The sequence below is a fragment of the Pseudomonas fungipugnans genome, from assembly GCF_029955235.1.
In the GTDB taxonomy this organism is placed as follows: Bacteria; Pseudomonadota; Gammaproteobacteria; order Pseudomonadales; family Pseudomonadaceae; genus Aquipseudomonas; species Aquipseudomonas fungipugnans.
The window spans coordinates 2,331,288-2,353,511 of sequence record NZ_JARBWL010000002.1 but is presented as its reverse complement, the minus strand read 5'-3'; the positions used below and the strand labels follow the sequence as shown (position 1 = coordinate 2,353,511).

The window sequence follows — 22,224 nt, the reverse complement described above, 5'->3', positions numbered from 1 at the left end:
CTGGATGGATATCGGGATGATTCGTGGCCTGGGCACCGTTGTTGTGATGGTGGCCTTCATCGGTCTGGCGCTGTGGGTGTTCAGCCCCAAGCGCAAGTCGGAGTTTGAAGACGCGACCTTGCTGCCCTTCGCGGATGATCCCGAAGCCATCAAGCACGTCGAGCAAGCTTCTAGGAGTAACAAAGAATGACTACGTTCTGGAGTCTGTACGTCACAGTCCTCAGTCTGGGCACCATCTTCGCCCTGACCTGGCTGCTGCTGTCCACCCGCAAGGGCCAGCGCAGCGAACAGACTGAAGAGACGGTTGGCCACTCCTTCGACGGGATCGAAGAGTACGACAACCCACTGCCGAAATGGTGGTTCATGCTGTTCGTGGGCACCATCATCTTCGCGCTTGGCTACCTGGTCCTGTACCCGGGCCTGGGTAACTGGAAAGGCCTGCTGCCGGGTTACAACTACCTCGATAACGACAAGCAGACCGCGTTCGCCAACGGCCAGACCGGCTGGACCGGTGTTCACGAGTGGGAAAAGGAAATGGCCAGGTCGGACGCCAAGTTCGGCCCGATCTTCGCCAAGTTCGCCTCCATGCCGATCGAAGAGGTCGCCAAGGACCCGCAAGCCCTGAAGATGGGCGGTCGCCTGTTCGCCTCCAACTGCTCGGTCTGCCATGGCTCCGACGCCAAGGGCGCGTATGGCTTCCCTAACCTGACCGACGAAGACTGGCGCTGGGGCGGCGAGCCGGAAACCATCAAGACCACGATCATGGGCGGTCGTCACGCAGTGATGCCGGCCTGGGCTGAAGTGATCGGTGAGCAAGGCGTTGCGGACGTGGCTGCGTTCGTACTGACCAACCTCGACGGCCGCAAACTGCCGGAAGGCACCAAGGCTGACCCGATTGCCGGCCAGAAGATCTTCGCCGGCAACTGCGTGGCCTGCCACGGTCCGGAAGGCAAAGGCACCCCGGCGATGGGCGCGCCTAACCTGACTCACCCGGCGGCGTTCATCTACGGTTCGAGCTTCGCGCAACTGCAGCAGACCATCCGTTACGGCCGTCAGGGCCAGATGCCTGCCCAGGAGCAACTGCAAGGCAACGACAAGGTTCACCTGCTGGCCGCATACGTCTACAGCCTGTCTCATGGCGAGAAGGCAGCGGACACTCAGTAAGGCAAACGCTTGAAGCAACAAAAAAGGCCCCGCCATTGACTGGCAGGGCCTTTTTTATGGACGACTGACTAAGAGGGACTTCACCGGTACTGCCTGTAACAGCGGGTGTTTCTGCCATTGTTGTTCTTCACCAGATTGACGTCCCCGGCCCGGATTGAATAGGCAGGCTGCCACTGTAACGCGTATGAATCCGCGCACCGTCGCCGATGCGCAAATCAAGGTGATCGACGCTATCCCCGTGGCACTCTTTATAATCAACAACACTGCCTGCCGCGCAACTTCGGAACACCAGCCCCCCTATTGTTGGCGCAATTCTGGCTACCCAACCCATACAGACAATCCCTCTTTAAACAGAACGGACCGAATATAAGCGTGTTCGGAAACAGGGGGACCATGGACCAGAAGCAAAGAGCCTGTGCCGGGATGAATCAGCCGCTGCGTGTCGCTGACACCCGCGACAGCAGGGCAAGACAACCGAATATCCTGCGAACGCCAAACGCCGTAAAACTCCATCCTCAATGTAAATTGATGTTCAAACCAAAAACAGCTCCTTCTTAAATAATATATAAACTGGACAATCATCCGAAACAACACAAAGACACTCTTGGCAAACTTTATTGCCACCCAACCCACCTAACAACTTGAAACTTGTATCGGGTAGCGCAAACTTCCACCCGGTGATAGTTTCATTCACAGCACATGGCAAACACATAAAGGCCTGACGCACCACACTGAAATAATCAAAATATTACCCAACAAACAAGGAAGTTACGGCATGACAAACAAGAATACCGACGACAACAGCGATACTCATCAACATTCCGCAAAGGATGGAGATGTGCCGCTGAAAGAAATTGCCAATAAGGCACCTCATCCAACAACTCGTTCCAAGGGCGTGAATATCAAAAACAACACGGATAACAAACGCGGCAGCGGCGGACTGGACAATCTGGGAAGCGGCAAACTGCCTTGAAGCCGGACTAACCCTCGCAATCGTGAAGTGCAGCGCATCTGCACTGCACTTCACTTCACTGATGTAGGGCGCAGGGAGTGCCAGGGAGAACAACGGTTCGTCTATAGTCAATTGACCTGCATCATGTTTTGTTACATTCGCTACACCATTGGTAATTTTTACCCAACGCGACCAAAGGTCGCACCCTTGAGATAGAGCGACAGGCGTATCATTGCGCCACTGCAACACCTCTTTCTGACCGCGGTCGGCATGTACTGACCGAGGCATTTTTCCACTGCCGTGGGATGCAATGATGAGCAACCAGATTCCGGTACACGACGTTACCCCACCTGCCAAAAACGCGAATAACAGCGTCGACCTTTACGCCTCACGAGAAAAAATCTACACCCGCGCTTTCACTGGTCTGTTCCGCAACCTGCGGATGATGGGCGGCGCTGCTTTGTTTCTGCTGTATTTCGGCACGGTATGGCTGAACTGGGGTGGCCATCAGGCCGTCTGGTGGAACTTGCCGGAACGTAAATTCTTCATTTTTGGCGCGACCTTCTGGCCGCAGGATTTCATTCTGCTCTCTGGCCTTCTGATCATCAGCGCCTTTGGCCTGTTCTTCATTACCGTGTACGCCGGGCGCGTGTGGTGCGGCTATACCTGCCCACAAAGCGTCTGGACCTGGATTTTCATGTGGTGCGAGAAAGTCACCGAAGGCGACCGCAACCAACGCATCAAGCTCGACAAGGCGCCAATGAGCGCCAACAAACTCCTGCGCAAACTCGGCAAGCACAGCCTGTGGCTGTTGATCGGTTTCGTCACCGGCATGACCTTCGTCGGTTACTTCTCGCCCATCCGCGAATTGATGATCGACTTTTTCAGCGGGCAAGCTGATGGCTGGTCGTATTTCTGGGTCGGCTTCTTCACCCTCGCCACCTACGGCAACGCCGGCTGGTTGCGCGAGCAGGTGTGCATCTACATGTGCCCGTATGCGCGCTTCCAGAGCGTGATGTTCGACAAGGACACCTTGATTGTTTCCTACGATCCGCGTCGTGGCGAATCCCGCGGCCCGCGCAAAAAAGGCGTCGACTACAAGGCTCAGGGCCTGGGGGACTGCATCGATTGCACCATGTGCGTGCAGGTCTGCCCGACCGGCATCGACATCCGCGACGGCCTGCAAATCGAGTGCATCGGTTGCGCCGCGTGCATCGACGCCTGCGACAGCATCATGGACAAGATGAACTACCCTCGCGGGTTGATCAGCTACACCACCGAACACAACTTGTCCGGGCAGAAAACCCATAAGCTGCGACCACGCCTGATCGGCTATGCGCTGGTATTACTGGCGATGATCGGCTTGCTGGTAACCGCGTTCTTCATGCGTTCACTGGTGGGTTTCGATGTCAGCAAGGACCGCGTGCTGTACCGCGAGAACGCCGAAGGGCGGATCGAAAACGTCTACAGCCTGAAGATCATGAACAAGGACCAGCGCGACCATACCTATGTGCTGGAAGCCAGCGGCCTGCCGGACCTCAAGCTACAAGGCAAGCGCGAGATCAAGGTCGCCGCCGGGGAAATTTTCAGCCAGCCGGTGGAGCTGTCCAGCGCACCGGAGCAATTGCCATCAAGCACCAACGAGGTGAAATTCACCCTCAAGGATGCCGATGACGACAGCGTCCACGTTGAAGCCAAGAGCCGATTCATCGGCCCACAAATTCGTTGAGAGAACTGAACATGCCCGCAGCAAACGCCGCAAGCCCCTGGTACAAGCATCTATGGCCGTGGATCATCATCGGCATCCTGACCTGCTCGGTCACGCTGACCCTGTCCATGGTGACCATTGCGGTGAAAAACCCGGACAACCTGGTCAACGACAATTACTACGAGGCCGGCAAAGGCATCAACCGTTCGCTGGACCGCGAACTGCTGGCCCAGACCCTGCAAATGCACGCCAATGTGCACCTGGACGAGGTGACCGGCGAAGTCGACCTGCGCCTGACCGGCAACAGCCAGCCGCAGACGCTGGAGCTGAACCTGATTTCCCCGACCCAGCCGGAGAAGGACCGCAAGGTCACCCTGACCCGCAGCGATACCGAACAAGGCCGCTACATCGGCCAGTTGACCGACAAGGTTGAAGGTCGCCGCTTTGTCGAACTGCTGGGCGTGCAGGATGAGAAAATCTGGCGGATGTTCGAGGAAGAACAGGTCAGCCATGACAAGAATCTGCTGCTGGGTGATGAGCCGCTGCAGGGCGCGGAAGACATGAAATAAGTCACCGCGATCCCGGTGACGAGGGGGCAAGCCCCTCGCCACAGGGGCCTGAGCTGTACCAGCCACACCATTGTTTTGCATGGCGACACACATGACCACCCCAACCCCCTGCTACCACTGCGCCCTCCCCGTCCCGGCCGGCAGCCGCTTCACTGCCACCGTCCTGGGGCAAATCCGCGAGTTCTGCTGCCCCGGCTGTCAGGCCGTGGCAGAAGCCATCGTGGCCGGTGGCCTGGAAAGCTATTACCAGCACCGCAGCGAAGCCTCGGCCAACCCCGAAGCCCTGCCGGTGCAACTGGTGGACGAGTTGGCCCTGTACGACCGCGCCGACGTGCAAAAACCCTTTGTACGCCACGAAGGCGAACTGGCTGAAACCACCCTGTTGATGGAAGGCATCAGCTGCGCCGCCTGTGGCTGGTTGATCGAGAAACACCTGCGTGGCTTGCCCGCCGTGGCCGAGGCCAGGCTGAACCTGTCCAACCATCGCCTGCATGTGCGCTGGGCCGATGCGCAACTGCCCCTGAGCCAGGTGCTCAGCGAACTGCGCCACATCGGTTACGCCGCCCACCCCTATCAGGCGGATCGCGCCAGCGAACAACTGGCCAGCGAAAACCGTCTGGCCCTGCGCCAGCTCGGCGTCGCCGGGTTGCTGTGGTTTCAGGCGATGATGGCAACCATGGCCACATGGCCGGAATTCAATATCGACCTGAGCCCGGAACTGCACACCATCCTGCGTTGGGTGGCGATGTTTCTGACAACGCCGATCGTCTTTTACAGCTGTGCACCGTTCTTCAGGGGCGCCCTGCGCGATCTGCGCACCCGCCACCTGACCATGGACGTTTCGGTGTCGCTGGCCATTGGCAGTGCCTATCTCGCCGGGATCTGGACAGCAGTTACCGGCGTGGGCGAGCTGTATTTCGACGCCGTGGGCATGTTTGCGCTGTTCCTGCTGGCCGGGCGCTATCTGGAACGCCGCGCCCGAGAACGCACCGCCGCCGCCACCGCGCAACTGGTCAATCTGCTGCCCGCTTCTTGCCTGCGCTTGAGCGGCGACGGTCAGAGCGAACGGATTTTGCTGACCGAATTGCGTGTCGGCGATCAGGTGCTGGTGCATCCCGGCGCGATCCTTCCGGCTGATGGCAAGATCCTCGATGGCCAGTCGAGCATCGACGAATCCCTGCTCACGGGCGAATACCTGCCGCAACCGCGCACCCTGGGTGACGCCGTCACCGCCGGCACCCTGAACGTCGAAGGCGCGTTGACCGTGGAGGTGCTGGCGCTGGGCCAGGACACGCGCCTGTCCGCCATCGTCCGCCTGCTGGACCGCGCCCAGGCGGAAAAGCCGCGCCTGGCGGAAATCGCCGACCGCGCTGCGCAGTGGTTTTTGTTGTTGTCGCTGATCGCCGCTGCGGCTATCGGCCTGCTGTGGTGGGAACTGGATTCGTCTCGCGCGTTCTGGATTGTCCTGGCAATGCTGGTCGCGACCTGCCCGTGCGCGCTGTCCCTGGCTACGCCGACGGCATTGACCGCCGCCACCGGGACGCTGCACAAACTCGGCCTGTTGCTGACTCGCGGTCATGTCCTCGAAGGTCTGAACCAGATCGACACGGTGATTTTCGACAAGACCGGCACCTTGACCGAAGGGCGTCTGGCCCTGCGTCTGATCCGCCCCCTCGGCGCGCTGAACAGCGATCAATGCCTGGGCCTCGCCGCCGCGCTGGAAAACCGCTCCGAACACCCGATCGCCCGCGCGTTTGGCCGGGCGCCGGTGGCTGCCGAAGACGTTCACGGCACACCGGGACTGGGCCTTGAAGGCCTGGTGGGCGAGCAACGCCTGCGTATCGGCCAGCCGGGGTTTGTCTGTGAACTCAGCGGTGCCACGCTGCCGCCGATCCCGCAGGACGCTGGCCAATGGTTATTGCTGGGCGATCAGAATGGACCGCTGGCCTGGTTCGTCCTCGACGACCGCCTGCGCGCCGATGCCCCGGCCCTGCTCGCCGCGTGCAAGGCGCGTGGCTGGCGTACGCTGCTGCTGTCTGGCGACAGCTCGCCGATGGTCGCCAGTGTCGCCGCCGAGCTGGGCATCGACGAAGCCCGTGGCGGCTTGCGTCCCGATGATAAATTGCAGGTGCTGCAACAGCTGCACAAGCAAGGCCGCAAAGTGTTGATGCTCGGTGACGGGGTCAATGACGTGCCGGTACTGGCTGCGGCTGACATCAGCGTCGCCATGGGCTCGGCCACCGACCTGGCGAAAACCAGCGCCGATGCCGTGCTGCTGTCCAATCGCCTCGACGCGCTGGTACAGGCCTTCACCCTGGCGCGGCGTACCCGCCGGGTAATCATCGAGAATCTGCTGTGGGCCGGGCTGTACAATGGCCTGATGTTGCCGTTCGCTGCCCTCGGCTGGATCACGCCGATCTGGGCGGCGGTCGGCATGTCCATCAGTTCGTTGACCGTCGTGTTGAACGCCTTGCGCCTGACGCGCATGCCGCGCACGCCTCAGGCCGACCCAACGCCCGTTACCCGCCCGCTACCGGCCTGAGCCGCACGGGCATGGAGTCCAGATGCCAGCTCTTTATGTGATGATCCCGGCCGCGTTGCTGATCGTGGCCATCGCCGTCTACATCTTTTTCTGGGCGGTCGACAGCGGTCAGTACGACGACCTCGACGGCCCGGCGCACAGCATCCTGTTCGACGATCAGGACCCGAACCACACTGCCGCCGTCGATGAAGCCAGCGGCCAGCCAGCCAAACTGGACGACAAGGCGCCACCCCATGCTTGAATTGGCGCCCTTGCTGGTGTCCGCGCTGATTCTCGGCCTGCTCGGCGGCGGCCATTGCCTGGGCATGTGCGGCGGCCTGATGGGCGCGCTGACCCTGGCCATTCCCAAGGAACAACGCAGCCGACGCTTTCGCCTGCTGCTGGCCTACAACCTGGGGCGGATTCTCAGCTATGCGACGGCCGGCCTGTTGATCGGCCTGGCCGGTTGGGCGGTGGCCAATAGCCCGGCGGCGATGTTCATGCGCATCCTCGCCGGGTTGCTGCTGATTTCCATGGGCCTGTACCTGGCCGGCTGGTGGAGCGGCCTGACCCGCATCGAAAGCCTCGGTCGCGGCCTGTGGCGGCATATCCAGCCGGTTGCCAACAAACTGCTGCCGGTCTCAAGCCTGCCCCGCGCCCTGCTGCTGGGCGCGCTCTGGGGCTGGCTACCGTGCGGGCTGGTTTACAGCACGTTGTTGTGGGCGGCGAGTCAGGGCAATGCGCTCGACAGTGCGCTGTTGATGCTGGCGTTCGGGCTGGGAACGTGGCCGATTTTATTGGCCACGGGGCTGGCGGCGGAACGGGTCACGGCGTTGTTGCGCAAGCGCAGTGTGCGCATGAGTGGCGGGTTGTTGGTGATTCTGTTTGGCATCTGGACATTGCCGGGGCCGCATCAGCATTGGCTCATGGGGCACTGACCCACAAAAACCGATCAAAGCCACCAACCACCGTTGATGCAAATCAAGATGCCCCAACGCCGCACCCCATAGACTCGCTCACACTGCCAGCCTATCCGGGGGAATGCCCGCATGCTCGACGCCATTCGTTGGGACTCAGAACTGATCCGCCGTTACGACCTGGCGGGACCGCGCTACACCTCGTATCCGACCGCCGTGCAATTCAACAGCCAGGTCGGCACCTTCGACCTGTTCCACGCCCTGCGCGAAAGCCGCAAAGCACTGCGACCGCTGTCCTTGTATGTGCATGTGCCGTTCTGCGCGAACATTTGCTATTACTGCGCCTGCAACAAAGTCATCACCAAGGACCGGGGCCGCGCCCTGCCCTATTTGCAGCGCCTGGAGCAGGAGATCCAACTGATCGCCTGCCACCTCGACCCCGCGCAAAAAGTCGAACAGCTGCACTTCGGCGGCGGTACCCCGACCTTTCTCAGCCATGACGAGCTGCGCCAGTTGATGGCTCAGTTGCGCAAGCACTTCAACCTGCTGGACGACGATTCCGGCGACTACAGCATCGAGATCGACCCCCGGGAAGCCGACTGGTCGACCATGGGCCTGCTGCGTGAGCTGGGCTTCAATCGGGTCAGCATCGGCCTGCAAGACCTCGACCCAGCGGTGCAACGGGCGGTCAATCGCCTGCAGAGCCTGGAAGAAACGCGCGCCGTGATCGACGCTGCGCGAACCCTGCAGTTTCGCTCGATCAACATCGACCTGATCTACGGCCTGCCCAAGCAGACCCCGGAAAATTTCGCCCGCACGGTCGACGAAGTCATCAGCCTGCAACCGGACCGGCTTTCGGTGTTCAACTACGCCCACCTGCCGGAACGTTTCATGCCGCAACGTCGAATCAATGGCAACGAGCTGCCTCTGCCTGCCCAAAAACTGGAAATGCTGCAACGCACCATCGAACAACTGACCGCTGCCGGCTACCGCTACATCGGCATGGACCACTTCGCCCTCCCCGACGACGAACTGGCGATTGCCCAGGAAGAATCAACCCTGCAACGCAACTTCCAGGGCTACACCACCCATGGGCATTGCGATCTGATTGGTCTGGGAGTGTCGGCCATCAGCCAGATCGGCGACTTGTACTGCCAGAACAGCAGCGACCTGAACCAGTATCAGAACGCCCTTGCCTCAGCGCAATTGGCCACCAGCCGTGGCCTGCTGTGCAACGCCGATGATCGATTGCGCCGGGAAGTGATTCAGCAACTGATCTGCACGTTCAGCCTGGAGTTCGCGCTCATCGAACAGGCGTTCAACATCGATTTTCGCGGCTACTTTGGCGAACTGTGGCCGCAATTGCAGGCCATGGCAGAGGACGGGTTGATCGAACTCGATAACGAACACATCGGCGTCCTGCCCGCCGGCCGATTGCTGGTACGTTCGGTGTGCATGGTCTTCGACGCGTATCTGGAACAGCACAACCGTCAGCGGTTTTCCCGAGTGATCTAGGACTTGAGCAGCAGCGATGCCGCCTTGAGGATTTGGTCCGGGCCCAGGCCGGCCTGCTTCATGGCTTTGCTGAGCGCGGTGTTGGCGACGATCATGCCGCCATTGAGGTTGGTGATGAAGGCCTGGAGGGTGCCGAGCCTGGCCTTTATTTCTTCAAGGCTCAGCCGTTTATCTTTCATCACTGCCTGCATGTCGGCCATTTTTTCGGCGATCTGCTGCAGCCTGCGAATCATTTTCAGGATCTGCTGAATGTTTTCCGGCAACCCGCTTTCTTCGATGTCGCTGTTTTCGTCCTTGCCCCCAGTGGCTTTATCGATTCCCGCACCGGACAGCGTCACTTTGACGCCTTCGACCATCGCCGGGTTTTCAAACGGCGCCTGCGTCATGTCCGCATCGTCGACCACCGCCACCTTCGAGTTATCGATCAACGGCGACAGGCCGGCGTTACCGGGGCTTAGCGTACCGATAGCGGACATGAATACGGCTCCTTGCAAGCAATCAGATGACAGGTTATCGGCTGCTCCGCCGCTTGCTTGATAACCCTGGGGCAAAATAGCCACACGCTGGCTTCAACGTCCTCCCGTGAGTTACCCTTACGGCTAATGTGTGTTTTTCCCACAAGGATTAAAGAAATGTCCGAGCCAGTTAAACTGCGCGCTCATAACCAGGCTCATTGCAAGGATTGCAGCCTGGCCCCTCTGTGCCTGCCACTTTCGTTGAATCTGGAAGACATGGATGCGCTGGACGAAATCGTTAAACGTGGTCGCCCGTTGAAAAAAGGCGAATTCCTGTTCCGCCAGGGCGACACCTTCGATTCCGTTTATGCAGTACGCTCCGGCGCCCTCAAGACCTTCAGCCTCAGCGATGGCGGCGAAGAACAGCTCACCGGCTTCCACCTGCCGAGTGAACTGGTCGGCCTGTCGGGCATGGACACCGAAAAACATCCGGTGTCGGCCCAGGCGCTGGAAACCACCTCGGTTTGCGAAATCCCTTTCGAACGCCTCGACGAACTGGCGCTGCAACTGCCGCAACTGCGTCGTCAGCTGATGCGAGTGATGAGCCGCGAGATTCGTGACGATCAGCAAATGATGTTGCTGCTGTCGAAGAAAACCGCCGACGAGCGCATCGCCACGTTCCTGGTCAACCTGTCGGCGCGCTTTCGCGCTCGCGGTTTCTCGGCCAACCAGTTCCGCCTGAGCATGTCGCGCAACGAAATCGGCAATTACCTGGGCCTGGCGGTGGAAACCGTGTCCCGGGTGTTCACCCGCTTCCAGCAGAACGAACTGATTTCTGCCGAAGGCAAGGAAGTGCACATCCTCGACCCGATCCAGCTCTGCGCCCTGGCCGGTGGCTCGCTCGAAGGCTGATCTGCAACCGCGGCTGAGCGAATCGATTCAGCCGCGGGTATACTGCGGCGTTTGCATCCCTGCCAGGACACCTCGACGATGGTCTTCGACTCCTTCGACATCAAATCCCTGATCCGCCCCGTGATCGACTTTCCCAAGCCGGGCGTGATCTTTCGCGACATCACCCCGTTGTTCCAGTCGCCCACGGCCCTGCGCCTGGTGATGGACAGCTTCGCCCACCGCTACGTGGAGGCCGACTTCACCCACATCGGCGCCATGGACGCTCGCGGTTTTCTGATCGGTTCGGTACTGGCCTATCAACTGAACAAGCCGCTGGTGCTGTTTCGCAAGCAGGGCAAACTGCCGGCGGACGTACTGGCCGAGGGTTACGCCACCGAGTACGGCGAGGCGTTCCTGGAAGTGCATGCCGACAGCCTGTGCGAGGGTGATTGTGTGGTGATGTTCGACGACCTGATCGCCACCGGCGGGACGCTGATTGCGGCGGCCAACCTGATTCGGCGCATGGGGGCGAGGATTCACGAAGCGGCGGCGATCATTGACTTGCCAGAGCTGGGTGGTTCGCAGCGTCTGGAAGACATGGGGATTCCGACGTTCTGCCTGACGCAGTTTGCGTTGAGCGAGCAGTAGGCGGCGCCCTCACCGACGCCTTCGCGAGCCTGCTCGCGAAGGCGGCAGCTGCAACACAGCAGAACTCAAAGCCCCATCTGCTTGCTGATGATCTCGTTCATCACTTCCCGTGTCCCGCCGCCGATCGACAGGATCCGGTTATCCCGATACAACCGCTCCACCAGACTCTCGCGCATGTAACCCAGCCCACCCAGGATCTGCACCGCATCGGTGGTGATGCGATCCGCCGTGTCGGTGGCAAAATTCTTGGCCATGGAAATTTCCTTGATCACGCTCTGCCCCGCCGCCATTTTCGCTGCCTGGCGATAGGTGAATTCGCGCGACACCTCCAACGCCGTGGCCATCTCGGCCAGGCGATGCTTGAGCACCTGGAACTTGCCAATCGGTTTACCAAACGCTTCACGCTGTCGCGCCCATTTCAGGCTTTCTTCCAGCGCCAACTGCGCCGTCATGTTGGCCATTAATGCCAACGCCAGACGCTCGCTCTGGAAGTTGCCCATGATGCAGGCGAAGCCCATGTTTTCGACGCCGATCAGATGGCCGACCGGCACGCGGCAATCGTCGAAGAACAATTGGGCGGTATCCGACGCCCACCAACCCATTTTCTTCAGTTGACGGCCAACGGTGAAACCGGGCGTGCCCTTTTCGATCAGCAACAGGCTGATGCCGCCGAAACCCGGCTCCCCCGTGCGCACGGCCACGGTGTAGAAATCCGCCCGTACGCCGCTGGTGATAAAGGTTTTGCTGCCGCTGACCCGGTAAAAGTCGCCATCTCGCACAGCGCGGGTTTGCAGGTTGGCCACATCGGAGCCGCCGCTGGGCTCGGTGATGGCCAGGGCGCTGATCTTTTCGCCGGCCAATACCGGCGGCACCACGCGGTCGCGGACGTCGGGCCGGGCCCATTTCAGAATGGGCGGCAGGCCGATGTCCAGCGAACCCAGGCCCGCCACCAGACCGCCAGAGCCGCAGCGCATCAGCTCTTCGCTGGCGGCGACCTTGGCGAACAGATCACCTTCGTGGCTGCCGCCCAGCGCTTCGGGGTAGCCGATACCCAGAATCCCCGCCGCGCCGGCCTTGAGGTAGAGCTCGCGGGGGAAATTTTCGGCCTCTTCCCACTGGTCGATGTCCGGCAGGATCTCGCGTTCGACGAAGCGCCGGACGCTGTCGCGGACCAGTTGATGGCTGGGATCGAAGTATTGCTGGAAGGCAGGCATCGGCGAACTCCACTGAAGGGTTCAGCGACGTTAACCGAGCGCTTGCTTGGTTTTCAACACGATTGTATGAATCAGATAGACCGAGGCGCGCCCTTCGCGAGCAGGCTCGCTCCCACAAAGGGTCGCATTTCAACTGTGGGAGCGAGCCTGCTCGCGAAGGCGCCAGTACAGGCACTACAAGGCGATCGGCTTACGCCCTGCAAACGAATGCGCCAGTGTCCCGCCATCCACCAGTTCCAGCTCCCCACCCAATGGCACACCATGAGCGATGCGCGAAGCGATCAGGCCTTTGTTGCTGAGCAACTGGGCGATGTAATGCGCCGTGGCCTCGCCTTCCACCGTCGGGTTGGTGGCGAGAATGACTTCGGTGAACGTGCCCGCCTCTTCTATCCGGGCGAGCAATTGCGGAATGCCGATGGCTTCCGGCCCAAGTCCGTCGAGGGGCGACAAATGACCCTTGAGCACGAAGTAGCGACCACGGAAGCCGGTCTGCTCCACTGCATAGACGTCCATCGGGCCTTCGACCACGCATAGCAACGTGTCGTCGCGGCGTGTATCGGCACACTGCGGGCACAGATCGTCTTCGGTCAGCGTGCGGCACAGACGGCAATGGCCGACACCTTCCATGGCCTGGCTCAGCGCCAAGGCCAGTCGCGAGCCACCACTGCGATCACGCTCAAGCAGTTGTAACGCCATGCGCTGGGCGGTTTTCTGACCGACACCCGGCAACGTGCGCAGGGCATCGATCAGTTGGCGAATCAAAGGGCTGAAGCTCATGGGGGAAAGTCCGACAAAAACAACGAGACGCGGTTTATACCCGCGCCTCCGGCCAGCGTCAAATACTCAGTCCTGGGCGACCCGCACCACCAGTTTGCCGAAGTTACGCCCCTCCAGCAGCCCGATGAACGCCTCGGGCGCCTGCTCCAGGCCTTCGACCACGTCCTCGCGGAATTTCACCTTGCCCTCACGTACCCAGGGCGTCATGGCGCTGATGAATTCCGGCTGACGATCGCCATAGTCGTCGAACACGATAAAGCCCTGCATCCGCACCCGCTTGGTCAGCATGGTTCGCTGAAAGGCCGGCAAGCGATCCGGGCCAGCGGGCGCTTCATGGGCGTTGTAGCCGGCGATCAGGCCACACAGGGGAATCCGCGCCTTGGCATTCAGCAGCGGCACGACCGCATCGAACACCTTGCCGCCGACGTTTTCGTAGTAAATGTCGATACCTTTGGGGCAGGCTTGGGCCAGCTCATTGGCGAAACCCGAGCTCTTGTGGTCGATGCAGGCATCAAAACCCAGCTCCTCGACCACGTAGCGGCATTTTTCCGCACCGCCGGCGACACCCACCACACGCAAGCCCTTGAGTTTGCCCACCTGACCGACCACCGAACCCACCGCCCCGGATGCCGCCGCGACCACCAGCGTCTCGCCGGCCTTGGGCTGGCCGATGTCCATCAGGCCCATGTAAGCGGTCATGCCCGGCATGCCCAATACACCCAGGGCCATCGACGGGCTCGGCAACCCGGACGGAACAGGGATGATATTGCGACCATCGCTGATGCTGTGGCTCTGCCAACCGGTCAAGCCGACCACCAGATCACCTTCCTGAAATTTCGGGTTCAACGAGTGTTCCACCCGGCTGACTGCGCCCCCGGTCATCACCTCGTCGATTTCTACCGGTGCCGCGTAGGACGGCGCATCACTCATGCGCCCGCGCATATAAGGGTCCAGCGACAGATAGAGGGTCTTGAGCAACACCTGACCGTCCGCCAGCTCCGGCAAGGCAACGCGTTCCAGGCGGAAATTCTCAGGTGTCGGCGCGCCCACCGGGCGGGACACCAGGACGATACGTTGGTTGAGGATCAATGCTTGTGGCATGTGAGCGTCTCCTTGATCGATGAATGTCGGTGGTATAGGGGAGAAGACCCTGATGGAGGTGGTGGGTTCGATGTTTATTCAGTTGGACCGAGTCGATCCCTTCGCGAGCAAGCCCGCTCCCACAGGGGATTTGTGCGCGGCGCAGACCCAATGTGGGATCGGGCTTGCTCGCGAAGGCATTCTCATGGACATCCCATATTTCTGAGCCAGAAACAAAAATGCCAGGCGCTATGCCTGGCATTTTTTTAGCCCATCCGAAGCGCTGGCGAATCAGAATGGCAGTTTCATACCCGGCGGCAGTTGCATGCCAGCGGTCACGCCGGACATTTTGTCCTGGCTGTTGGCTTCGATCTTGCGCACGGCATCGTTGACGGCAGCGGCAAACACGGCCTCCAGCATCTCTTTGTCGTCTTCGCTCAAACCTTCCACCAGGCTTGGGTCGATGGTCACGCGCTTGACGTCGTGACGACCGGTCATCACCACGGTGACCATATCGCCACCGGCTTTACCGGTGACTTCGGCGTTGGCCAGTTCTTCCTGCATCTTGGCCATTTTTTCCTGCATCTGCTGCGCCTGCTTCATCAGGCCGGCCATGCCACCTTTCATCATGGTAATCACCTCAAAGTACTTGGATAAAAACGGCGCCCGCCCCGCTGGCCGAACGCCTCAGTTATTAGCCCTGACTGACCAGGGCTTCGACAGGTTCAATAGTATCGTGACGGACCACGGCACCGAACTGCTGCATCATTTGCTGGATGAACGGATCACCGTGGATCGACTCCTCGGCCTCGCGCTGACGGTTTACACGGCGGCGGGACGCGGCCTGGGCCGGGGTTTCCTGCTCGGGCTTGATCAGCTCCATGCTCAGGTTCAGCGTACGCCCGTGAAACTGGTTCAATGCATCGTTGAGACGGCGCTGCTGGGTCGCGTTGAACAGGGCGCTGTGGGCCGGGTCCAGGTGCAACAGCCAGTTATCACCCTCGATAGCGATCAGCGTGCAGTTGGCGGCGATGCTGCCAGTCATGCCGGAAATCGGCAGTTTCGGGAACAGCTCCAGCCATTGCAGGGCCAGACCGGTGGCCGGCATGGCGGCCGGCTCGGGTTCAGGTTCCGGCGCGGGTTCGGCGGTGTGCTCGCTGGCCAGTTCGTCCAGGTAACTGTAGGCCGAATCCATGTCCGGCTCGATGTAGTCCTCGTCCAGCGGCGGCTCGTCGTCCTGGTCCATGCCCGGCGTGGCGGCATCGACCTGGGCCACGGAAGGCTCCGGAATCGGCGCAGCGGCCCATTGCGGCGCGTCCGGCACCACGCTGTCGGGTGTCGGCATCGGCATTGGCGGCAACTCGGGTTGCTCGCCAGTGGTTTCCAGCACGGGCTCGACCGCAGGTTGCTGAGCCACTTCAGGCTCGACCGGATCGTTCCATGGCAGGTCGACGACGTCCTCGGCAATCGGCGCTTCGACCACAGGCTCAGGCACGACCACAGCGGCGACCGGCTCGGGCTGACGCTCTGCAACCGGAGCAATAACCGGCGCAGTCACCACCGGTGCAACGGGTGCAACTGGCGCAGCGACTACCGGCGCAACAACCGGCGCGGCAGCCACTGAGTTTGCGGAATCAACTGTGGCCTGGCTGATCCCCACTGGCTTTAGCGGTTGCCTCGGCGCATCCGTGGTGTCTGCCGGTCGGAACGCGAGCATGCGCAGCAGCACCATTTCGAAGCCACCACGGGGGTCTGGCGCCAGCGGCAAATCGCGGCGACCAATCAGGCCCATCTGGTAGTAGAACTGCACATCTTCGGCCGGCAGTGCCTGGGCCAGCGCCAGTACCCGATCCCGGTCGCCGTGGCCGTTGTCGACGCCTTCAGGCAGGGCCTGGGCGATGGCGACACGGTGCAACACGTTGAGAATTTCCGAGAGTACACCGTTCCAGTCCGGGCCTTGTTCGGCGAGGTGGCGCACGGCTTCGAGCAACGCCTTGGCGTCGCCTTCGATCAGCGAATGCAGAACGTCGAAGACCTGGCCGTGATCCAGCGTGCCGAGCATCGCCCGCACGTCGGCGGCCATGACCTTGCCTTCACCGAAGGCGATGGCCTGGTCGGTCAGGCTCATGGCGTCACGCATCGAGCCATCGGCGGCGCGACCCAGCAGCCACAGTGCATCGTCTTCGAACGGCACCTGTTCGACGCCCAGCACATGGGTCAAATGCTCGACCACGCGCTCAGGCGTCATGTTCTTGAGGGAGAACTGCAAGCACCGCGACAGAATGGTTGCAGGAAGTTTCTGCGGATCGGTGGTTGCCAGGATGAACTTGACGTAGGGCGGCGGCTCTTCGAGGGTTTTCAGCAGCGCATTGAAGGAATGGCTGGAGAGCATGTGCACTTCGTCGATCAGGTAGACCTTGAAGCGCCCACGGCTCGGGGCGTACTGGACGTTGTCGAGCAGTTCGCGGGTGTCTTCGACCTTGGTCCGGCTCGCGGCGTCGATTTCGATCAGGTCGACAAAACGGCCTTCGTCGATTTCGCGGCACACCGAGCACTCGCCGCAGGGCGTCGAAGTGATGCCGGTTTCACAATTCAGGCATTTGGCGATGATCCGTGCGATGGTGGTCTTGCCGACCCCGCGCGTGCCGGTGAACAGGTAGGCGTGGTGCAACCGCTGGCTGTCCAAGGCATTGATCAGAGCCTTGAGCACATGGGTCTGGCCGACCATTTCGCGGAACGAGCGCGGACGCCATTTACGTGCAAGAACCTGATAACTCATGGAAAACCGTCGCAACGAAGGAACACAAGCGGCTAATGCTAGCGGAGCAAGGCCAAAATTGCATCCGGTGCGCTCGTCTTATCTGGCTAAGCTGCACTTTCGAGGGTTTTTTCCGGCTCGGGTTTGATCTGTGGTGGAGTGTTTATGCGGCTGGCCTTGGGGGCACTGCTGTTGATATGCCTGAATGTCGGGGCGGCTGAAACGCCGTTGCGCTTTGTCATGGCCGACAGTTGGGCCATGCCGATGGTGGAGCTCGATCGCGGACGACCGGTCCAGGGCATCCTGTACGACATCATGCTCAGCCTGGCGACTCAGGTCGGCGTACCGGCCGAGTTTCATGTCTTGCCTCGGGCACGGGTGCAAAGCGCGATGGAGCATGGCGAAGTCGATGTCCGCTGTTTTGTCTCGCAGTCCTGGTTGCCGAACCAGTCCGGTGACTATATCTGGAGCATCCCGCTATTTACCCAACGCGACCTGTTGATCAGCCGTCGGGATTTGCCCACCTCAATCGCGCCGGAAAATCTGCCGCGCCAAACGCTGGGCACGGTACTTGGCTACGTTTATCCCACCCTGCAACCGCTGTTCGATGCCGACCGCCTGCAGCGCGAAGACGCGCGCAATCAGGATCAGGTGCTGGACAAGCTGGTGGCCGGCCGCTATCGCTACGCCGTGAGCAACCAGTGGACGCTGGACTGGTTCAATCAACGCCTGCCGGCCGAGCAACAGTTGCAGGCCGTTGCCGTATTGCAGGAGCAACGTGTCGGCTGTTACGTGCGCAACGACCCGCAGGTGCCGGTGCAGCGGATCTTGCGCACGTTGCTGCGAATGCAAATGTCGGGGGAGATTGATGACATTATCGGGTTGTATATTGGCGCCGAGCCCCGCATGCCTTGATCAACACCAATCCCGCCCCCACAGGGGATTGGTGTTGATCACAAGACTCAGCCCACCTCGTCCAGCACCTGCCACTGCGGCGGCGCGACAAACCCCGCGACCCAGCCCGGCACTTCGGCCGGCGGCATGGGCCGGGCGATGAAATAGCCTTGGGCAACATCGCACCCCAGGCGCATCAACAACTCGCCATGCTCGATACTTTCCAGCCCCTCGGCAATCACCTGTCGACCAAACGCACGGGCCAGGCCGATCACTGCCGTGGTCAGGGCCAGATCGTCGTGGTCGTGCAGGATGTCGCGCACGAAGGATTTATCGATCTTGATGGTTTGCGTGCGCAAGCGCTTGAGGTAGCTCAGGGACGAATAACCGGTGCCAAAATCCCCCAGCGAAAACTGCACCCCCAGCGCCTGACACGCCTGTAAACAGGTACTGACGTGCTGGATATTCTCGATGGCCACCGACTCGACAATTTCCAGGTCAAGCAACTGCGGCGCCACTTGACCGTGACGGGCAAGTACATGCCGAAGCCGGTCGACAAAATCCGCCCGCTGAAAATGCCGCGCCGCGATATTGATACTCACCGGCCAGCCCTGCCCCGCCTGTTGCCAGCGGTGCAACTGCGTCAACACCTGATCCATCACCCACTCGCCGATATCGACGATCAGGTCCGTCTCCTCGACCAGGGGCAGAAATTCCCGTGGCGGCACCAGCCCGTTTTGCGGGTGCTCCCAGCGCAACAGCGCCTCGAACCCGACCACCTCGCCAAGGCGCATATTGACCTTGGGTTGAAAATGCAGGCGCAACTCACCGGCCGCCAGTGCCTGACGCACTCGCGCCACGGTCTGGTGCGTGGCTTTGACTTCCTGGTCCCGGGATACATCGAACAGGTGAAAACGATTACGCCCACTCTGCTTGGCCACGTACATCGCCTGATCCGCGTGACGCAGCAGGGTTTCGGCATCCTCGTTGTCATGCGGAAACAGGGTCACACCGATGCTGGCAAACACGTTGATCGCCTTGCCATGCAGCGAATACGGCGCAGAAATCGCGCCCAGCACCCGGTTCAGCGCTGCTCGCAATTCCTGCAAATCCCGAACGTAACGCAGCACCAGCACAAACTCGTCCCCGGCCAGCCGCGCCACCACGTCTTCGCCGCGTACGATGGATCGCAAACGGCTGGCCACTTCCACCAGCAGCAGGTCGCCACTGGCGTGACCGTAGCCGTCATTGACCGCCTTGAAGCCATCGAGGTCGAGCATGCACACGGCCAGCGGGATGTCTTCCTGGCGCGAGAAGTCCAGCGCCTGATCCAGCAGATCAGAGAGGAAAGCGCGATTGGGCAGCCCGGTCAGCACGTCATGCCCGACTCGCCATTGCAGCGAATGCAGGAGTTGACGCTTTTCGCTGACATCAAAACCAATCGACAGATAACGGTGCACACGGCCGGTGACCTCATCCAGCACGGGCACCATGGTGCAATCGACCCAGTACAGGGCACCCTGGCGGGTCCGATTGCACAGTTCGCCCTTCCACACATCGCCCAGGGCGATGGTGCGCCACAGCACGGCAAAAAACTCGGCGGCGTGCAGACCGGAATTGAGCAGTCGATGGTCCTGGCCGATCAGCTCCTCGCGGCGGTAGCCGGAGACGGCGCAAAACCGGTCGTTGACGTGGGTGATCCGGCCATTCAGGTCGGTTTCGGAAAATAAGGCGGCTGCATCTACGGCCCTGCGGTATTTCTCTTCCATGAGTCAGGCTCACTGTCGCTAGCGGTGGTACCGCTCGACCAGCGCACAATGCCCGGAAGAGATGTTTTGAGACGTACGGCGCAGAGACACGTGATCACTCCATGAACAGCAGTTGATGGCCCCGGGACAGCCGCCAATCAACTAGGCTGAATGACCTCGAACACGGCGCAAACCATGATCCAGGTAACATTTTGCAAGGGTTCGGCGTTGCCGGCGATCTGGTCCACACCTATCCAGGGAACGCAATGCTGGCAGCATCACATCATCTGAACTTCGGAAAACAGGTCACCAAATGTCCCCTCAGAGCGGAGATTCTACGAAATGCATCACATTTTGCAAAGCAAGGTGATGGATCATGCAGTTGTCTAATGCAAAAATCTATCGTTAAGTTCTTGATTCTAAATGGGAATTGAGCGATGCAAATTTCAAGTTTGGGTCCGGCCATCCGACGCTATCGCAAGGTCGCGGGGCTTACTCAGGCTGAACTCGGCGAAAAAACCGGTTTTGACCCCAAAACCATCAGCCGCTTCGAAACCGGCACCTATACCCCCAGCGTGGAAGCCCTCTTCCTGCTTGCCGACGTGCTGGGCGTGAAGCTGAAAGCGTTTTTCGCCGATTTGGGCGATGAAGACGAACAGCGGGCGTACCTGTTCAGCGTCATACACAAAGCCACCTCAAAGGATCTGGGAAAGCTGATCGCTGCGGTTGACCAGGCCTTGTCCAAGCCTTAGTGCCAGAAAGTGAAAAAGGAGGCTGACCCGCCTGATACGACGGGTCGGCCTCCTTTTTTTGATTCGACGTCAAAAGCCGGAAACGACAAAAATCCGCTTATGGACGATATCCATTGGCAGACAGAACAATCAGTTTTTCGGGCAGAAAACGCGAAAGAGCTTTCGCGTGGCGTTATGGAGGCAACCCCATCAGCCACACCCCGGCACACAATGTTCCCGCTGTGGCTGCTGCCTTCCGGCTCTGACCAGGTTCACGGGTAATCGTTGCGGGGGGACCGATGGGGTCACCATAACGACGTTCACCTTGCGGCGAACGGCGCCATTGTACCTGTCTGAGACGAAGTTACAACCGTTCGGGCGGATAAAAAAACATGAGCCCGTTCAAGGACATGCGCACCAGCGGATTTCATTGCGCCAACACCTCGTCTGCCCGGCCGCCCTCCTGCTGAATCACCAGATGGATGAAGTGCAGTTTGGCAATCACCGCCGACGGCAGCACGAACGGATAGAAATCCGGCTGTCCCATGCTGCGCGACAACTCATTGAGCATGCCGGCCAGCTCGATCCATGCATTGACGAATGACAGGAACGCCGCGCCGCCGGGATGTTGCGGGTCGTAGAGCGTGCTGAGCGGGAATGGCTGGTAGTCGAAATCCATTTCCCGGGCACTCATGCCGAAGCCCAACGCCGTGTCCACGGCGTCCATCATGTGCAGGTAGTGCGCCCAGGTTTCGGCCCAGTCTTCCCAGGGGTGCATGGTGGCGTAGGCACTGACGTAGCGTGGCTGCCAGTCCAGCGGCGCGCCTTGTTGATAGTGCCGGTCGAGCGCTTCGGCGTAGCTGGCGCGTTCGTCGCCGAACAGGCCGCGAAACGGTTCCAGCCACTGACTGTTGGCGATCAGTCGATCCCAATAATAATGGCCGACCTCGTGCCGAAAATGCCCCAGCAGCGTGCGATACGGCTCGTGCATCTGCACCCGGATCTGTTCACGGTGGGCGTCGTCGGCCTCTTTGATGTCAAGGGTGATCAGACCGTTGGCGTGACCGGTGGTTGGCGGATTGCCTTCCAAGTCAACGCCAATGAAATCGAACGCCAGGCCGGTTTGCTCATCGACGGTCTTGGGAATCACCGGCAGACCGAGGCTGATCAACTGCGCCACCAGACGCCGCTTGGCGGTTTCGACCTTGCGCCAGCGTTCGTGGTTTTCAGGGATGGAGAGATCGGGAATGGTGTGGTTCAGGCTGCAGGCGATGCACAGTGCGTCGTGATCGTTGGCCGGCAGCAACCAGTTGCAGGCGGCGGGAGAATCGAGATTGGCGCAGCGGCGGAACACGCCGGCCTCAGGGTCGGCGTCCAGCAGCCAAGTGTCCGCATGGGGACCGGGTTGCAGCGAGGACAGTCGGCTTTCTTGCGGCTGATAACCCAGCGCCGCCGAACAGGCCAGGCACTGGCTGTTGCGAAAGAACAGTGACTGCCCACAGCGACATTGCCAGACCTTACTGTTGCGCGAGCTCTCGCCGATGAAGGGCGCAGCGATGCGTGAGCTGAGCTGTTCGAAGAAACGGTACATGGCGATCTCTCCCTGAGGGGTGCCAAGACTAGATCATTCTCGGGCAGGGATCGTTCAATGCGGGAGCGAGCCTGCTCGCGAATGCGGCCTT

General features: G+C 60.6%; 21 protein-coding genes and 1 other RNA gene. 13 read left to right on the top strand and 9 right to left on the bottom strand.

What is annotated here, in order from left to right; all coding sequences use genetic code 11:
* Positions 1 to 4 precede the first annotated feature (4 nt).
* From POF45_RS25875 to hemN, 9 genes are all read left to right on the top strand, one after another.
* Positions 5 to 190: a CcoQ/FixQ family Cbb3-type cytochrome c oxidase assembly chaperone gene (locus POF45_RS25875; protein ID WP_003175465.1), complete on the top strand. Its 186-nt coding sequence runs from the start codon at positions 5 to 7 to the stop codon at positions 188 to 190.
* Positions 187 to 1,164 (top strand): cytochrome-c oxidase, cbb3-type subunit III, encoded by a 978-nt coding sequence (ccoP, locus tag POF45_RS25870; protein ID WP_282317024.1) that lies wholly within the window; start codon positions 187 to 189, stop codon positions 1,162 to 1,164. The genes POF45_RS25875 and ccoP overlap by 4 nt, the downstream gene beginning before the upstream one ends.
* 775 nt (positions 1,165 to 1,939) lie before the next feature.
* The gene (locus POF45_RS25865) at positions 1,940 to 2,137 is read left to right on the top strand and encodes a hypothetical protein (RefSeq protein WP_282317023.1); all 198 of its coding nucleotides are present in this window, start codon (positions 1,940 to 1,942) and stop codon (positions 2,135 to 2,137) included.
* Between the two features lie 292 nt (positions 2,138 to 2,429).
* Complete coding sequence (gene ccoG, locus POF45_RS25860) at positions 2,430 to 3,845, top strand: cytochrome c oxidase accessory protein CcoG (RefSeq protein WP_282317022.1); 1,416 nt, start codon at positions 2,430 to 2,432, stop codon at positions 3,843 to 3,845.
* Positions 3,846 to 3,856: 11 nt separating this feature from the next.
* Complete coding sequence (locus tag POF45_RS25855; RefSeq protein ID WP_259501459.1) at positions 3,857 to 4,393, top strand: FixH family protein; 537 nt, start codon at positions 3,857 to 3,859, stop codon at positions 4,391 to 4,393.
* A 91-nt stretch (positions 4,394 to 4,484) separates the two neighbouring features.
* Complete coding sequence (locus POF45_RS25850) at positions 4,485 to 6,935, top strand: heavy metal translocating P-type ATPase (protein ID WP_282317021.1); 2,451 nt, start codon at positions 4,485 to 4,487, stop codon at positions 6,933 to 6,935.
* Positions 6,936 to 6,957: 22 nt separating this feature from the next.
* Positions 6,958 to 7,176 carry a cbb3-type cytochrome oxidase assembly protein CcoS gene (gene ccoS / locus POF45_RS25845; protein ID WP_259501455.1) on the top strand — a complete coding sequence of 73 codons (219 nt, stop codon included), beginning with the start codon at positions 6,958 to 6,960 and terminating at the stop codon, positions 7,174 to 7,176.
* Positions 7,169 to 7,852 carry a sulfite exporter TauE/SafE family protein gene (locus POF45_RS25840; RefSeq protein ID WP_282317020.1) on the top strand — a complete coding sequence of 228 codons (684 nt, stop codon included), beginning with the start codon at positions 7,169 to 7,171 and terminating at the stop codon, positions 7,850 to 7,852. Before ccoS ends, POF45_RS25840 begins: the two co-directional genes overlap by 8 nt.
* Before the next feature lie 111 nt (positions 7,853 to 7,963).
* Entirely contained in the window at positions 7,964 to 9,346 is a 1,383-nt protein-coding gene (gene hemN / locus POF45_RS25835; protein ID WP_259501432.1) for an oxygen-independent coproporphyrinogen III oxidase, read from the top strand.
* Here hemN and POF45_RS25830 read toward each other — a convergent pair.
* Positions 9,343 to 9,822, bottom strand: coding sequence for a hypothetical protein (locus POF45_RS25830; RefSeq protein WP_282317019.1), 480 nt, complete (start codon positions 9,820 to 9,822; stop codon positions 9,343 to 9,345). The genes hemN and POF45_RS25830 overlap by 4 nt on opposite strands.
* Before the next feature lie 156 nt (positions 9,823 to 9,978).
* On the opposite strand from POF45_RS25830, the gene fnr reads away from it, so the two are divergent.
* Both fnr and POF45_RS25820 read left to right on the top strand, forming a co-directional pair.
* On the top strand, positions 9,979 to 10,713 hold the full coding sequence (gene fnr / locus POF45_RS25825) for a fumarate/nitrate reduction transcriptional regulator Fnr (RefSeq protein ID WP_259501428.1): 735 nt from the start codon (positions 9,979 to 9,981) through the stop codon (positions 10,711 to 10,713).
* A 78-nt stretch (positions 10,714 to 10,791) separates the two neighbouring features.
* A complete protein-coding gene (locus POF45_RS25820) occupies positions 10,792 to 11,340 on the top strand; it encodes an adenine phosphoribosyltransferase (RefSeq protein WP_282317018.1) in 549 nt (182 codons plus the stop codon).
* A gap of 65 nt (positions 11,341 to 11,405) precedes the next feature.
* Here the strand turns inward: POF45_RS25820 and POF45_RS25815 are convergent, their stop codons facing one another.
* The 5 genes from POF45_RS25815 to dnaX form a co-directional block, all read right to left on the bottom strand.
* Positions 11,406 to 12,554 (bottom strand): acyl-CoA dehydrogenase family protein, encoded by a 1,149-nt coding sequence (locus POF45_RS25815; RefSeq protein ID WP_259501426.1) that lies wholly within the window; start codon positions 12,552 to 12,554, stop codon positions 11,406 to 11,408.
* A gap of 174 nt (positions 12,555 to 12,728) precedes the next feature.
* Complete coding sequence (gene recR / locus POF45_RS25810) at positions 12,729 to 13,331, bottom strand: recombination mediator RecR (protein WP_123512184.1); 603 nt, start codon at positions 13,329 to 13,331, stop codon at positions 12,729 to 12,731.
* 66 nt (positions 13,332 to 13,397) lie between these two features.
* Positions 13,398 to 14,432, bottom strand: a complete 1,035-nt coding sequence (locus POF45_RS25805; RefSeq protein ID WP_282317017.1) for an NADP-dependent oxidoreductase — start codon at positions 14,430 to 14,432, stop codon at positions 13,398 to 13,400.
* A gap of 270 nt (positions 14,433 to 14,702) precedes the next feature.
* Positions 14,703 to 15,041, bottom strand: a complete 339-nt coding sequence (locus tag POF45_RS25800) for a YbaB/EbfC family nucleoid-associated protein (protein ID WP_007905413.1) — start codon at positions 15,039 to 15,041, stop codon at positions 14,703 to 14,705.
* A gap of 64 nt (positions 15,042 to 15,105) precedes the next feature.
* The gene (gene dnaX, locus POF45_RS25795; RefSeq protein WP_282317016.1) at positions 15,106 to 17,190 is read right to left on the bottom strand and encodes a DNA polymerase III subunit gamma/tau; all 2,085 of its coding nucleotides are present in this window, start codon (positions 17,188 to 17,190) and stop codon (positions 15,106 to 15,108) included.
* A 144-nt stretch (positions 17,191 to 17,334) separates the two neighbouring features.
* On the opposite strand from dnaX, the gene POF45_RS25790 reads away from it, so the two are divergent.
* Positions 17,335 to 18,084, top strand: coding sequence for a substrate-binding periplasmic protein (locus POF45_RS25790; RefSeq protein WP_259501397.1), 750 nt, complete (start codon positions 17,335 to 17,337; stop codon positions 18,082 to 18,084).
* Between the two features lie 47 nt (positions 18,085 to 18,131).
* Here the strand turns inward: POF45_RS25790 and POF45_RS25785 are convergent, their stop codons facing one another.
* Positions 18,132 to 19,832 (bottom strand): putative bifunctional diguanylate cyclase/phosphodiesterase, encoded by a 1,701-nt coding sequence (locus tag POF45_RS25785; RefSeq protein WP_259501396.1) that lies wholly within the window; start codon positions 19,830 to 19,832, stop codon positions 18,132 to 18,134.
* Positions 19,833 to 20,248: 416 nt separating this feature from the next.
* Here POF45_RS25785 and POF45_RS25780 point away from each other — a divergent pair, with 416 nt between their 5' ends.
* The gene (locus tag POF45_RS25780) at positions 20,249 to 20,563 is read left to right on the top strand and encodes a helix-turn-helix domain-containing protein (protein ID WP_123403304.1); all 315 of its coding nucleotides are present in this window, start codon (positions 20,249 to 20,251) and stop codon (positions 20,561 to 20,563) included.
* Positions 20,564 to 20,747: 184 nt separating this feature from the next.
* Here POF45_RS25780 and ffs read toward each other — a convergent pair.
* Positions 20,748 to 20,844: signal recognition particle sRNA small type (gene ffs / locus POF45_RS25775), an RNA gene on the bottom strand.
* A 125-nt stretch (positions 20,845 to 20,969) separates the two neighbouring features.
* Positions 20,970 to 22,133, bottom strand: a complete 1,164-nt coding sequence (locus tag POF45_RS25770) for a zinc-binding metallopeptidase family protein (RefSeq protein ID WP_282317015.1) — start codon at positions 22,131 to 22,133, stop codon at positions 20,970 to 20,972.
* Positions 22,134 to 22,224: the final 91 nt, after the last annotated feature.